13 protein-coding genes are annotated in these 13098 nt (G+C 73.8%); 7 read left to right on the top strand and 6 right to left on the bottom strand.

The genetic code is table 11. The features are described 5' to 3' along the window. Positions 1–5: 5 nt before the first annotated feature. The 4 genes from ACFPZI_RS13535 to ACFPZI_RS13520 form a co-directional block, all read right to left on the bottom strand. Positions 6–1058, bottom strand: a complete 1053-nt coding sequence (locus ACFPZI_RS13535; protein ID WP_381362736.1) for an aminotransferase class V-fold PLP-dependent enzyme — start codon at positions 1056–1058, stop codon at positions 6–8. Between the two features lie 139 nt (positions 1059–1197). Then, positions 1198–1908: a DsbA family oxidoreductase gene (locus ACFPZI_RS13530; protein WP_381362733.1), complete on the bottom strand. Its 711-nt coding sequence runs from the start codon at positions 1906–1908 to the stop codon at positions 1198–1200. Positions 1909–2159: 251 nt separating this feature from the next. Then, positions 2160–2768, bottom strand: coding sequence for a DUF1349 domain-containing protein (locus ACFPZI_RS13525; protein ID WP_381362730.1), 609 nt, complete (start codon positions 2766–2768; stop codon positions 2160–2162). Between the two features lie 102 nt (positions 2769–2870). Beyond that, complete coding sequence (locus ACFPZI_RS13520) at positions 2871–4400, bottom strand: aldehyde dehydrogenase (NADP(+)) (protein ID WP_381362728.1); 1530 nt, start codon at positions 4398–4400, stop codon at positions 2871–2873. Positions 4401–4550: 150 nt separating this feature from the next. Between ACFPZI_RS13520 and ACFPZI_RS13515 the strand changes: the two genes are divergently transcribed. The 7 genes from ACFPZI_RS13515 (at position 4551) to ACFPZI_RS13485 (ending at position 10585) form a co-directional block, all read left to right on the top strand. Beyond that, positions 4551–5324, top strand: coding sequence for an IclR family transcriptional regulator (locus ACFPZI_RS13515; protein ID WP_381362725.1), 774 nt, complete (start codon positions 4551–4553; stop codon positions 5322–5324). A gap of 2 nt (positions 5325–5326) precedes the next feature. Beyond that, positions 5327–5809 carry a GNAT family N-acetyltransferase gene (locus tag ACFPZI_RS13510; RefSeq protein ID WP_381362723.1) on the top strand — a complete coding sequence of 161 codons (483 nt, stop codon included), beginning with the start codon at positions 5327–5329 and terminating at the stop codon, positions 5807–5809. 83 nt (positions 5810–5892) lie between these two features. Then, positions 5893–6921, top strand: coding sequence for a hypothetical protein (locus ACFPZI_RS13505; protein ID WP_381362720.1), 1029 nt, complete (start codon positions 5893–5895; stop codon positions 6919–6921). After that, on the top strand, positions 6918–8267 hold the full coding sequence (locus ACFPZI_RS13500) for a sensor histidine kinase (protein WP_381362717.1): 1350 nt from the start codon (positions 6918–6920) through the stop codon (positions 8265–8267). The genes ACFPZI_RS13505 and ACFPZI_RS13500 overlap by 4 nt, the downstream gene beginning before the upstream one ends. Then, positions 8264–8926 carry a response regulator gene (locus ACFPZI_RS13495; protein WP_381362714.1) on the top strand — a complete coding sequence of 221 codons (663 nt, stop codon included), beginning with the start codon at positions 8264–8266 and terminating at the stop codon, positions 8924–8926. Before ACFPZI_RS13500 ends, ACFPZI_RS13495 begins: the two co-directional genes overlap by 4 nt. Before the next feature lie 307 nt (positions 8927–9233). After that, positions 9234–9809: a SigE family RNA polymerase sigma factor gene (locus ACFPZI_RS13490; protein WP_381362712.1), complete on the top strand. Its 576-nt coding sequence runs from the start codon at positions 9234–9236 to the stop codon at positions 9807–9809. Then, positions 9806–10585 carry a hypothetical protein gene (locus ACFPZI_RS13485; RefSeq protein WP_381362710.1) on the top strand — a complete coding sequence of 260 codons (780 nt, stop codon included), beginning with the start codon at positions 9806–9808 and terminating at the stop codon, positions 10583–10585. The genes ACFPZI_RS13490 and ACFPZI_RS13485 overlap by 4 nt, the downstream gene beginning before the upstream one ends. Positions 10586–10763: 178 nt before the next feature. Here ACFPZI_RS13485 and ACFPZI_RS13480 read toward each other — a convergent pair whose 3' ends face one another. Further along, entirely contained in the window at positions 10764–11849 is a 1086-nt protein-coding gene (locus ACFPZI_RS13480) for a dienelactone hydrolase family protein (protein WP_381362708.1), read from the bottom strand. Beyond that, positions 11846–12988 carry a pectinesterase family protein gene (locus ACFPZI_RS13475; protein WP_381362953.1) on the bottom strand — a complete coding sequence of 381 codons (1143 nt, stop codon included), beginning with the start codon at positions 12986–12988 and terminating at the stop codon, positions 11846–11848. The genes ACFPZI_RS13480 and ACFPZI_RS13475 overlap by 4 nt, the downstream gene beginning before the upstream one ends. Positions 12989–13098 lie beyond the last annotated feature (110 nt).

Here is a 13098-nt window from a genome sequence, read left to right as displayed (position 1 = left end):
TTGACTCAGCCGGGCAGCGCGTCCAGCAGGCGGTCCACGTCGGCCGGGGTGTTGTAGAGGTGGAACGACGCCCGCAGATGGCCGGCCCGGTCGGACAGGGCGAAGCCCGCCCTGCTCAACTCCGGCTGGAGACGGCCCAGTCCCGGCACGGACACGATGGCCGAACCGGGCGAGGGCACGGGCTCGTGGCCCAGCGCGACGAGCCCGGCGCGGAAGCGGTCGGCGAGGGCGACGTCATGGGCGTGGGCGGCGTCCACCCCGATCTCCTCGACGAGTTCGAGGGAGGTCCGCAGCCCCGCGTAGGTGAAGAGGGCGGGGCTCACGTCGAACCGGCGCGCGGAGTGGGCGAGTTCGGCGACGGGCCCGTAACAGCTGTCCCAGGGCTTCTCCGCCGCGGCCCACCCTGCCTGTACGGGGACCAGGTCGCCGAAGTCCTCCGGTACGGTCAGGAAGGCTCCGCCGTGCGGGCCCAGCAGCCACTTGTAGACGATGGTGACGGAGTAGTCGAAGGCGCCGGCGTCGACCGGCAGCCAGCCGATCGCCTGGGAGAGGTCGACGTAGGTGCGGGCGCCGTGCTCCCGGGCCGCCTCGCGCAGCGCGGGCAGATCGGCGATCCGGCCGTCGGCGGACTGTACGGCGCTGACGGCGACGAGGGCGGTGTCCGGGCCGACGGACTCGGCGATCCGCTCCAGCGGCACGGCCCGCACCTTGAGGTCGCCTCGGACGTGGAACGGGTTGAGCACCGAGGCGAAGTCGTTCTCCACGGTGAGCACCTCGGCGCCCGGTGGCAGGGAGGCCGCGATCAGCCCGGTGTACAGGGTGACGGTGGCCCCGACCGCCACGCGCTCGACGGGGACGCCGGCCAGCCGGGCGTACGCGGCCCGGCTCGCCTCGACGTCGTCGTACAGCGGATCCAGCGGACCGCCCTCCGCCCTCAGCCGCACGGCGTTCCCGAGAGCGGTCACCGTACGGGCGGGCAGGAGAGCGTTGGCGGCGGTGTTCAGGAAGGTGTTCTTCGGGGTGAACTCGGCACGGACGAGATGCTCGAAGGTCTCCATGGGACCACTCTGCGGCCCCGGCATCTCCCCGTCCATTGGCTTGTTCTGCACGATATCGCCAAGGACCCCTTATGAATACACCCTGACCTGCGGAAAGAGCGGGCGGAGGGTTCGGCTCGGCGGTTTCGGCCCGGCCTGTTCAGGTCTGCGGCACCGCGCAGCCGTCCGGGCCGCAGGCCTCCGCGTCACCGTCGACGATCTTCAGGGCCGGGCGCTCGCCCCAGGCCTGGGTCAGCGCCTGGGTGAACACCTCGGCGGGCTGGGCGCCGGAGACGCCGTACGTGCGGTCGAGGACGAAGAAGGGCACGCCCCGCGCGCCGAGTTCCGCGGCCTCCCGCTGATCCTCGCGCACCTCGGCGGCGTACGCCTCCGGGTCGGCGAGGACCGCGCGGGCGGCGTCGGTGTCGAGGCCGGCGGCGGTGGCGAGGTCGAGGAGGCGTTCGTCGTCGCCGAAGACGGACCGCTCCTCGGCGAAGTTCGCCTTGTAGAGCAGGTCGAGCAGCTCCACCTGGCGGCCCCCCTCGCGGGCGAAGTGCAGCAGGCGGTGCATGTCGAAGGTGCCGCCGTGGTCACGGCCCCGGGGGCGGTACGGCAGCCCCTCGGCGGCGGCCTGGGCGCCCAGGTTGTCCTCGCCGGCCTCGGCCTGCGCCTGGCTCATGCCGTACTTCTTGGTGAGCATCGAGAGCACGGGCTGGATGTCGCCCTTGGCCCGGCCCGGGTCCAGCTCGAAGGAGCGGTGCACCACCTCGACGTCGTCACGGTGCGGGAACGCGCTGAGCGCCTTCTCGAAGCGGGCCTTGCCCACGTAGCACCAGGGGCAGGCGATGTCCGACCAAATCTCGACACGCATCGTTCAGGCACTCTCCCGGTCGTAGGGCACGGAGACTCCCTCCGCCGGGTGCGTGAACCTTCAACCGGTGCGGTTCATTCCCCGGGCACCGCGAAGCGCGGGTACCGGTGGAGCGGGCCCGCAGGTGCAGCGCGGCAATGTCGGCGGCCTCGGCCGCCAGGGCGGTTCTGATGACCGGGGAGTCCGCAGTCCGGTGCGCTCTGATCACGCGGTGCTGGACGTCACCGGGCGGGGCGGTGGTTCCCCGCATGTCAACTGCCGTCGCGCAGGTCCTGCGGCCAGTTCGGCCGGAACTCGATGTGGTCGTAGGTGACCACGCAGCCCTCGCCCATCGGGGACTGGGTCATGAAGCCGACGAGGGCGGCTCCCGTCTCCTTCTCCGCGTCGAGGGTGAAGAGGCGGACGAAGGTCCAGCGCTTGCCGTCGCGGGAGGCGTGGAAAGCGAAGGCGCGCCCGGTGCGGCTCACCCGCAGCCAGACGGAACTTCCCTCCACGGTCAAGGAGTTGGCGTCGTCGGAGTGGCCCCGGGTGACGACCGTGCAGACGGTGGGCACGTCCGGGGAGTACTCCAGGCACAGCTTGGCCCAGTTCCGCTCGCCGGTGTGGACGTAGAGCACCCCGGCGTCGAAGGCGGTGGAGAAGCCGACCGTGACCCGGGCGATCAGCTGGAAGTCGCCTTCGGGGGCGCCCAGGAGGCGGGGTGCGTCGGCGGCGGGGTCCAGGGCCTCCCCGGTGGGCGGTACGAAGCGGTCCTGGCGCGGTCCGGCCCAGCCGGTGAGGACGCCGTCCTCGTGGGACCAGTGCCCGTCGGGGCCGTAGGTGCGCAGGGGAAACGGCAGTTGGGGAAGCTTCAGGTCCATGGGGCGAGTCTCGCAGGTCCCCCCATCCGCGCGGGGCCCGTCCGACGGATCGTGCCGGACGGGCCCCTGTGCACGCGGTGAACCCCGCTCCGTCGTGCGCGCTCAGCGCTCCAGGTGGCCGTTGAACCGGCGCGGCAGCCCGAGCGGGTTGTCGTCCCGCAGTTCCGGCGGCAGGAGGGCTTCCGGGCTGTTCTGGTAGGCGACGGGGCGCAGCCAGCGCTCGATGGCGGTGCCGCCGACCGAGGTGGAGGTGGAGGTCGTCGCCGGGTAGGGGCCGCCGTGGTGCTGGGCCGGGGCGACCGCGACACCGGTCGGCCAGGCGTTGACGAGCACCCGGCCGGCGAGCGGGGTCAGCTCGCCGAGGATCTCCGCGCCCCGGCCCTGCCCCGCGCCCTCCTCCTCGGAGAGGTGGACGGTGGCGGTGAGGTTGCCGGGGAGGCGGGAGAGGACGGAACGGGCCTCCGCGTCGTCCTCGTAGCGGACCACGACGGTGACCGGGCCGAAGCACTCCTCCAGGAGCAGGTCGTGCTCGCCTTCCGCGGCGAGCCTGCTCGCCGGGACGGTGAGGAAGCCGGCGCTGACGGTGTGCTCACCGCCCGCGCCCGGCGTCACCGGGGACTCCACGTCGGGCAGCCGGCCCCGCTCGGCGACCCCGGCGACGAAGGTGTCGCGCATGCGGTGGTCGAGCAGGACACCGGCGTCGGTATCGCTGACGGCGTCGGTCAGGGACTTGACCAGACGGTCACCGGCCGCGCCCGCCGGGGCGAGGACGAGGCCCGGCTTCACGCAGAACTGGCCGACGCCGAGCGTCATCGAACCGGCGAGCCCGGCGCCGATCGCCTCGGCGCGTTCGGCGGCGGCGGCCTCCGTGACGAGGACCGGGTTCAGGGAGCCCAGCTCGCCGTGGAACGGGATCGGGACCGGGCGGGCGGCCGCCGCGTCGAAGAGGGCCCGGCCGCCGCGTACCGAGCCGGTGAAGCCGGCCGCCGCGACCAGCGGGTGCCGGACCAGCTCGACGCCGGCCTCGAAGCCGTGCACCAGGCCGAGCACGCCCTCGGGGATGTCGTGCCGGGCGGCCGCCCGGCGCAGCACCCTGGCGACCAGCTCGGACAGGCCGGGATGGTCGGGGTGGGCCTTGACGACCACGGGGCAGCCGGCCGCGAGGGCGCTCGCGGTGTCGCCGCCGGGGACGGAGAAGGCGAAGGGGAAGTTGGAGGCCGAGTAGACGGCGACGACGCCCAGCGGGACCTTGTAGCGGCGCAGGTCCGGGACGGGGGGGGTCGCGGTGTCGTCGGGGTGGTTGATGACGACGTCGAGGAAGGCGCCCTCGTCGACGAGGTCGGCGAAGGCGCGCAACTGGTAGCAGGTGCGGGCGAGTTCGCCGGTGAGGCGGACCGGTCCGAGCGCGGTCTCGGCATCGGCGACCTCGACGAGCGTGCTCTTGGCGGCCTCGAGTTCGTCGGCGGCCGAGCGCAGGAAGGCCGAGCGGACGGTGCGGTCGGCCAGCGCGCCCCGCGCCTGGTGGGCGGCCCGGACGGTGCCGTCCACCTCCTGGGCCGTGGCCTCCACCGCGACCTGTTCCCGCTGCTTCCCGGTTCGGGGGTCGACACTCCAGACTGGTGCTGCTGCCACCGCGAGTCCCTCCGCTTGACTGCCGCTTGCAATGCCGCAGTATGTACGTCATCCACCAGGAGTGTTCGATATACTGAACGCTGTCTCTGATGATGAATATGCTGTTGGAGACTATAACTTCAGCTCCTCGTCGAACGAAGGGTCAAGGGCATGTCGGCTGGCGGGACGGGCGGCGGCGCGCAGGTCAAATCCGCGGTGCGGACCGTTGAACTGCTCGAGTACTTCGCCGGGCGCCCCGGCATGCATTCCCTGGCGGCGGTCCAGGAGGCCGTCGGCTACCCCAAGTCGAGTCTCTACATGCTGCTGCGCACCCTCGTCGACCTCGGCTGGGTGGAGACGGACGCGACGGGCACGCGGTACGGCATCGGCGTGCGGGCGCTGCTCGTGGGCACGTCGTACATCGACGGGGACGAGGTCGTGGCGGCGGCCCGGCCCACGCTGGACCGGCTGTCGGACGACACCACGGAGACGATCCACCTCGCCCGGCTCGACGGCACCAACGTGGTGTACCTGGCCACCCGGCAGTCGCAGCACTATCTGCGCCCGTTCACCCGGGTCGGCCGCCGGCTGCCCGCGCACTCGACGTCGCTCGGCAAGGCGCTGCTGAGCACGTACACGGACGAGCAGGTGCGCAAGATGCTCCCTCAGACGCTGCCCGCCCTCACCGAGCACACGATCACCGACCGGGAGAAGCTCATCGAGGAGCTGCACCAGGTGCGGGAGCAGGGCTTCGCGGTGGACCGCGAGGAGAACACGCTGGGGCTGCGCTGCTTCGGGGTGGCGATCCCGTACCGCACCCCCGCGCGGGACGCGATCAGCTGCTCGGTGCCGGTCGCCCGGCTCACCCCCGCGCACGAGCAGATGGTCAAGGACGCCCTGTTCGACGCGCGCGACCGGCTGACGCTGGCCACCCGGAGGCTCTGATCGTGACCGGCCAGGAGATCGCGCTGCGCGCGGTGCACGACAGCGATCTGCCGGTCTTCTACCGGCAGTCGAACGACCCTCAGGCGCTGCGCATGGCGGCCTTCACCGCCGAGGACCCGGCCGACCGGGGAGCGTTCGAGGCCCACTGGGCGCGCATCCGCACCGCGCCGGACGTCGTCGTGCGCACGGTGCTGTGCGACGGCGACGTGGTGGGCCACGCGGCGGTGTACGGGGCGCCGGGCGAGCGCGAGGTGACGTACTGGGTCGACCGCGCGTACTGGGGCAGGGGCATCGCCACCGCCGCCCTGCGCGCCCTGCTGGCCGAGGTGACCGAGCGCCCGCTGCACGCGCGCGTGGCAGCGGACAACGCGGGGTCGCTGCGGGTCCTGGAGAAGTGCGGCTTCCGGGTCGTCGCGCGGGAGACCGGGTACGCGCCCGCGCGCGGCACCGAGACCGACGAACTCGTCCTCAGGTCGGCCGGCTGACGCCTGCCCCTCCCCCGCCCGGCGGAGACGGATCGTCTCCGTGCGGGACGTGGCCGCGCGGGGTGCCGCGCGAGTCTGAGGACATGCCACGGACACGCGTCTCCTCAGCCACCGCCCCCGTCACCGTTCCCGCCTCCTCCCCGGCCGCCGTCAGCCGTCCCCGCCGACTGCTGCGGGCGCTCGCCATCGTCTCCTGTGTGCCGTACATCGGGCTCAAGACCGTCTGGATCGCGGGGAGTCGGACCGGCATCCCGGACGGCAGCGTGCTGCTGGACCACCGCGTGCAGATGGCCGTGGTCAACGGCCTGTCCCTGCTGATGGACAGCGCGGTGATCGTGCTGGCCCTGGTCCTGACCCGGCCCTGGGGTCTGCGGACCCCGGCCTGGCTGCTGGCGTTCCCCGTGTGGGCCGCCACCGGGCTGCTCGCCCCGATCATGGCCGGGTTCCCGTTGCAACTCCTGGCCCGGCTGGCGGGTGGCAGCAGCGGCACGGCGGGCAGTGGCGAGCCCTTCCTGGAGGAGTGGGTGTTCGGCGTCGTCTACACCGGGTTCATCCTGCAGGGGCTCGCCCTCGGAGCCCTGTTCGTCCTCTACGCCCGTGACCGCTGGGGGCACCTGTGGCGCGGCCGGGTGGGGGAACTGCCCGCCGGGAACGTCGGAGCCGCGCAGCGGGCCCTTGCCGGGGCGGCCGCCCTGCTCGCCCTGTTCCCGCTGACCGCCCGTCTGTGGTGGGCGGGCGGCGGCACGGCCGGGCTCAGCGAGGGCCGGGCGGCGGAGCGCGGCAGCGACTTCTACGTCCTGGAGGTCGTCTACATCGGGTTCCTCGCCGCGGCCGTCGTCGGCGGCCTGATGCTCGCCTTCCGGTCGGGCCGGGTGCTGCCGGTGGCGGTACCGCTGGGTCTGACCTGGGTGGGCTCCGCCGCCGTGGCCTGCTGGGGCGGCTGGATGTCCATAGCCTCCGTCGGGGCCGTGGACGATGTCGCCGACCAGCCGACCGCGCTGATGCATCTCACCTACTCTGGCCAGATGATCGTCGGTATCCTGGTGGCCGCCATCGGCGCCCACCACTTCGCGGAGCGGTCGGCCGGGACGGCACAGCGGCGGGCGGCGTGAGCGGTATCCCTCGCCTGCTCTTCGGCCGGCGGGCGCGCCTGCGCTGGATCCACCTGATCCTGGGCGGCGCGCTCGCGATGCCGTACGTCCTCGTCGGCTCGGTCGTCATCAGTCCCCTGACCGGCACCTCCGACGTCTTCTCGTCTCCCACCCTCCAGCTCGCCTCGTTCGCCGTCGGCCTGCCGCTCGCCGCCGTCACCTCCCTGTTTCCGCTGACCCGGCCGCTGGAGACCGCCACCGTGCGCTGGCTGTGCGGGGTGGACGCCGCCCGGCTGGCCGACGGGCCCGCCCGCACCCGGGCCGCGAAGGGCCGTACGGCGGTCTGGTACACGGTGCATCTGGGGCTGGGCGGGGTCATCGCCGGGATGTCGCTGGCGGTGCCGCCGTTCGCCGTCGGGCTGATCGTGCTGCCGCTCTTCGCGGGGCTGCGCGACTCCCCGCCGGGCCTGCCGGAAGTCCTGGACCGCACCTGGGCCTTGGCACTGTCGCCGGTCGTCGGCGTGGCATCGCTCCTGGCGCTGGCCGGCTGCGCGGCCGGCTGCGGCGCGCTGCTGGCCCGCTGGGCGCCGGCGCTGCTCGGCCCCACCCCCGAGGACCGGCTCGCCGCCGCCGAGGCGCGCGCCGCCGACCTCGCCGTCCGCAACCGGCTGGCCCGTGAGCTGCACGACTCGGTGGGACACGCGTTGAGCGCGGTCACACTCCAGGCGAGCGCGGCGCGCCGGGTCCTGGACACCGACCCGGAGTTCGTCCGGGACGCCCTGGCCGCCATCGAGGACACCACGCGCCGCACCGTGGGCGAACTCGACTCCGTGCTGGGTGTGTTGCGCGACGGCGAGGCTCAGGGCACCCTGCCCGCGCCCACCCTCGCCACCGGCCTCGACGATCTGCTGCGCGGTACCCGGGCGAGCGGGCTGAAGGTGACGGCCACGATCGGGACACCGCTCCACGCCCTGCCGTCGTTGGTCTCCCGGGAGGCGTACCGCATCGTGCAGGAAGGGCTGGGCAACGTCCTCAGGCACGCCGGCGAGGGGGTCGCCGTGACGCTGTGCGCCGAGGTGCGCGACGGCCGTCTGACGATCACCGTCAAGAATCCCCTCTGCACCTCCGTGGCCGCCCCCCGTCCGGCCGCCGCCACCCGCCCCGGCGGCGGCCACGGTCTGCGCGGCATCCGGGACCGGACCCGCCTGCTGGGCGGCACCACCGAGGCCGGCCCGGAGAACGACACCTGGCGGCTGCACGTGGAACTCCCTTTGCGGGATGACGACATGACCCGCGGGCCGTCCCACGCGGGACGCACCGCACCCGGTCCTCCCGGACCGCCGACCGAGCCCGAGGACACCCCATGACCGGCCCTGCCCCGATCCGTGTCGTTCTCGCCGACGACGAGCGCATGGTGCGCACCGCCCTGCGTGCCATCCTCTCCGCCGAGCCGGATCTGGAGGTGGTGGGCGAGGCAGCCACCGGCTCGCAGGCCGTGTCGGTGGTGCGGGAGCACCGGCCCGACGTCGTCCTCATGGACGTACGGATGCCGGAGATCGACGGCATCCGCGCCACCGAGCAGATCCTCACCGGCCTCGACGACCCGCCCCGGGTGGTCGTCGTCACCACCTTCGAGAACGACTCCTCCGTGTACGACGCGCTGCGCGTCGGAGCCGCCGGGTTCCTGCTCAAGCGGGCGGAGGCCGAGGCGCTGGTGGGTGCGGTCCGGCTGGTGGCGCGCAGCGACAGCCTGCTGTTCCCGGAGGCGGTGCGCGCGCTCGCCGCCAAGCACACGCGTGCGTCCCGTACGCCGCCGCCCTGGGTGGCCAGGCTGACCGGACGGGAGCGCGAGGTGCTGCGGCACATGGCGGCCGGGCGGACCAACGCGGAGATCGCCGGGCTGCTGAGAGTCGGCCCCGCCACGGTGAAGACCCATGTGGCACAGGTCCTGGCGAAGACCGGCACCCGGGACCGCACCCAGGCAGTCATCGCGGCGTACGAGTCGGGCTTCCTGCGCGGTTTCTGAACGGCTGATCCGGAACGGTGGTTACTGACCAGCGGTTGCCGAACGGCGGTCGCCGAGCGCTCAGTTGCCCAACTTCCGGTTCCGGGCGCCCCATTCGTCAAGGCGCTGAACCTTTCCGGCCGAACAGCCGTCTGAAAAGGTGACGGGCCGCCCCATCCCCCCGGGGCGGCCCGTCACCTTTCCACACGGCGTTCGGTCATCTGTACGATCCGCATGGAATCCGCATGGGATCCGAACGAAGCCTGTACGCAAACGAGTTGACGCCCGCCGGGCGTCCGGGGTCCGCCGCGAGGGGAGGTGGTTGCCCGTGGGCACCGTCGTGGACGGCAGCGCCGCCGCGGAGTTCCATGCCTTCTTCGAACGTCACTACGCCGAACTGTCGCGGCTGGCCGTCCTGCTGACGGGTGAGGCGGACACCGCCGACGACCTGGCGGCGGACGCCCTGCTCGCGTTGTGGCACCGCTGGGACCGGGTGCGCGCCGCCGACCGTCCGGCGGCGTACGCGCGGGGCGTGGTCGCCAATCTGGCCCGCACCCGTATACGCAGCGCGGTGCGCGAGCGGCGCCGGATCGCCCTGTTCTGGTCGCAGCGCGAGGAGCGGGCCGAGAACCCGGATGTCGCGGGGGTGGTGGATGTGCGGGAGGCGTTGCGCCGGCTGCCGTTCCGCAAACGGGCGTGTGTGGTGCTGCGGCACGCCTTCGACCTGTCGGAGAAGGACACCGCGCTGGCCCTGGGTGTCTCGGTGGGTACCGTGAAGAGCCAGACCTCGAAGGGGATGGCCGAACTGCAGCGACTGCTGGGCACGTCGACGCCCGAGGCGCCGCGACGGGTGCACGCGGCGCATGCCGCGTGGGGCGAGGCTGCCCTGGGAGGGGACCGGTGACGACGCGGCGGGGCGATGTGCCCGAGGAGGTGCGCGCCCGGCTGCGGGAGGCGGCCGGGGTGCACCGGCCCGACCGGGAGCGCATGCTGGCCCGGGTGGAGCGCGGCATGGCCGGGCCGGACCGGCCGGTCCGCCGGGCGGCACGTCCCCGGGAGCCGGGCTGGGTCCGGGTGGTGGGCGCGACGGCCGCGGTGGCCGGGGTGCTCGCGGCGGGTGGTTACACGGCGGCATCCGCGGTGAAGGACGCTCGGACTCCCCCGCAGCGCCAGGTGGCGGTCTCCCCGACGACGGCCCCCGCACCGGCACCGGGCGCACCCGACGCGGTGCGCCCGCCCGCCGGCTCCGGGGACGGCCCGCTGGGGGCCGACGGTGCGGTGAACCCGCACAGCAACGAGTTCTGGGCGCAGAGCGATGTCACCCTGCGCACCGGCGAACGGCTGACCGCGCTGACCGTGCGGCTGCGCGTCGCGCAGACCGGCGGGGTCTCGTCGACGGGCGCCTGGCGGTCGTTGCCCGAGGAGGACTTCGGCCTCACGGTGGGCGAGCGGGGCGGGTTCCTCGTCTACACCTGGACACTCAGGAAGGGCCGCACGGTCCCGCCGGGCGAGTGGGTGTTCGCCGGCCAGTACGACCATGCGCGCGGCGGCCGCGACGCGCGGAAGGACACCTACACGGCGACGGCCGCCACCACGGGAGCCGAACAGCTCTCCGTGGACGGCGGATTCACCACTGGAGACGTCAACGACGTGAACGGCGGCGGGGGTTCGGGTCCGTAACCGGAGCCGTCCTGCCCGACTGACGACCGACCTCGCCTCGGGTCGCTGGACCCCGTCCACCACCTGCCGGCTGCCCGCCGGTCCCCGGCACGGCACGGTGATCCCGGTGACGCGGGCGGAGCACGACCGGCTGCCGGCCGCGTACCCGTAGAGGCCTGGGCCGCCCGGCCGGCCACCGTCACAGCACGGAGGCGAGCCAGGCATACACCTCGTCCTGCATCGCGTCGTCGAAGACGTGGCCGCGGTCCGGCCACGTCTTCAGCCGCAGCCGGTGCCCGGCGTCCTGCGAGCGCCACACGGCACGCAGCTTGTCGTAGGCGGTCCGCACCCCGTCGGCGGGGAACAGCGGATCGAGCCCGCCGTGGAAGAACAGCATCGGCCGGGGTGCGGCGATGCTCGCCACGTCGGGGATGTCCAGGTGCCGGGTGAGGCCGGGGTGGAGCATGTGGAACGCCGACTGCCCGCGCAGCGTGTTGTTGCCGGGCACCATCATGTCCTTCAGCCCGGTCATCCAGCACACGCTCGCCGCGGCCGCGATGTGGTCGCTGAGCGCGGCCACCTGCCAGGCCCGGTAGCCGCCCATGGAGAAACCCAGGGCGGCCACCCGGCGGGCGTCCACCCGGTCGAGGCCGGCCAGGAAGGCGGCGGCGCGCTGGTCCTCGCGGGCGTGGAGTCCGGCGAGCGAGGAGCCCAGGTGGAAGAGGTTGCTCGCCAGTTCCTGCTGCCGCTCGTACGCCAACGGCCCCCGCTCGCCCCATCCGAGGGCGTCCAGGCAGAGCACGACGTAGCCGCGCCGGGCGAGTTCGTCACCGACGAAGCGTCCGCCGAAGTACCGTGCGGCCCACTGCTCGGCGGAGGCGAGCCGGGTGTCGTCGTACCAGGGCCGGACGCACTTCTCCTTGCCGATGTCGAAGCGGGAGCCGTGGTCGTGCAGGAGCAGCACGGCCGGGAAGGGCCCGGCGCCGCGGGGGGTGAGCAGCACGCCGCGGGTCCTGCCGTACCGGGTGAGCGAAAGGGTCACCGACTCGCGGGCGCAGCCGTCCTCCTGGGCGCCGGCCGGGCCCGCGGCGAACTCGGGTGCGTACGGTGTGCCGGCCTGGTCGTCGACGACCAGCAGGTCCTCGACCTTGCCCCGGGCCGCCCGCCGCCACGCGTCGAAGTCCCGGACGGGTGAGGTGCCCCAGGCGAGCGGGAACGTCAGGTCGTCCTTGAGCACGTGGTGGAGTCCGGGCGGGCCGGGGACGGGGGCGGAGGGAGAGGTCACTTTGCGGTCGGCCGGGGGTGCCAGTCGCCGAGGTAGGTCTCGGGAGTGTGGGCGGCGGCCTGGGCCCGGGTGAGCTGGGGCCGGTTCTCGGGGACGGTGACCACGGCGCCGGGACCGCTGTTGCGGTACTCGGCGAAGCGCTGGTCCTGCCAGGGGTGGCCGCCGGCCATGGTGGTGTAGGGCGTGACGGCGTCGATGCCGGGGCCGAGGTGGGTGTCGCGGACGGTGAGCATCGGGCGGGCGGTGGTGTCGGAGCTCGGCACCCAGGGGCGGGCCAGCTTGTAGTGACCGTCGGGCGCCTCGCTGCTGATGGTGCTCCTGGTGACGAGGTAGCCGCGCGGATTGGCGCCGGCGGTGGAGGGCGCGAAGACGAAGCCGTACGGGGCGCCGGTCAGGTCCGGGCGGATCAGGGTGCGGAAGTGGCAGTGCTCGAAGACGGCGGTCGCCCGGCCGAAGACGAAGTCGACGTCGCCCTCGGCGTAGCAGTGGGAGAAGTACTGGCGGGCGAACGTGTCCAGGGACAGGGAGTCGGCGTACAGGGTGTCCTGGTGGCCGAGGAACCGGCAGTGGGTGAAGGCGCTGCGGTCGCCCTGCACCTTGAGGGCGACGGCCTGGGTGCCGCTGGTGCCGGGGAGGTCGCTGCGCAGCCAGTCGTTGGCGAAGGTGATCCGGCGGGCGGTGAAGCCGTCGGGGCGCACGGTGGTGGTGGCGGAGCCGGAGGTGCCGTGGTTGCCGGAGCCGTCCGGCTTCGGGGTGCCCGCCGCGTTGTTGTGGACGATCACCGTGTCCCGGGCGTCGCGCGAGGCGCCGATCCAGGTCATGCCGGTGCGGTCGGCGTCGACGGAGACCGTCTCCCGGTAGGTGCCGGGGGCCAGGACGAGGACGCGTCCGGTGCCGGTCGCGGCGGTCACGGCCGCCTGGACGGTGGTGAAGTCGCCTGCGCCGCCGGGGTGGACGTACAGGGTCCCCGGGGTCAGACGGTCGGCCGGCGAACCGTACCGGCCGAACGGGCGGCGCGGGCCGTGGGCGGCCTGGGCGGGGACGGCCTGGGCGGGGACGGCGGCCAGGGCCAGGGCGGTCGCGGTGGCGGCCGAGGCGCCCGCGAGCAGGAGGCCCCGTCGGGAGACGGGCGGGGACATGCGCGAGGAGAACGGCAGCGGGCGGCCGTGGGGCGAGGGCATGCGGATGCTCCTTCGGTACGGGACCGGGGCGGGGGTGGGGCCGGCGGGCCGGCGGGCCGAGGAGGTGG

The organism is Streptomyces chlorus (genome assembly GCF_042655885.1).
Taxonomy (GTDB): Bacteria; Actinomycetota; Actinomycetes; order Streptomycetales; family Streptomycetaceae; genus Streptomyces; species Streptomyces chlorus.
This window is presented reverse-complemented; position numbering and strand designations above follow the sequence as displayed.

What these genes read in the sequence shown, in the direction of transcription:
- ACFPZI_RS13535 (WP_381362736.1), bottom strand. Translation starts at nt 1,058, where the DNA reads ATGGAGACCTTCGAGCATCTCGTCCGTGCCGAGTTCACCCCGAAGAAC.
- ACFPZI_RS13530 (WP_381362733.1), bottom strand. Translation starts at nt 1,908, where the DNA reads ATGCGTGTCGAGATTTGGTCGGACATCGCCTGCCCCTGGTGCTACGTG.
- ACFPZI_RS13525 (WP_381362730.1), bottom strand. Translation starts at nt 2,768, where the DNA reads ATGGACCTGAAGCTTCCCCAACTGCCGTTTCCCCTGCGCACCTACGGC.
- ACFPZI_RS13515 (WP_381362725.1), top strand. Translation starts at nt 4,551, where the DNA reads ATGTCGGCTGGCGGGACGGGCGGCGGCGCGCAGGTCAAATCCGCGGTG.
- ACFPZI_RS13505 (WP_381362720.1), top strand. Translation starts at nt 5,893, where the DNA reads ATGCCACGGACACGCGTCTCCTCAGCCACCGCCCCCGTCACCGTTCCC.
- ACFPZI_RS13495 (WP_381362714.1), top strand. Translation starts at nt 8,264, where the DNA reads ATGACCGGCCCTGCCCCGATCCGTGTCGTTCTCGCCGACGACGAGCGC.
- ACFPZI_RS13475 (WP_381362953.1), bottom strand. Translation starts at nt 12,988, where the DNA reads ATGTCCCCGCCCGTCTCCCGACGGGGCCTCCTGCTCGCGGGCGCCTCG.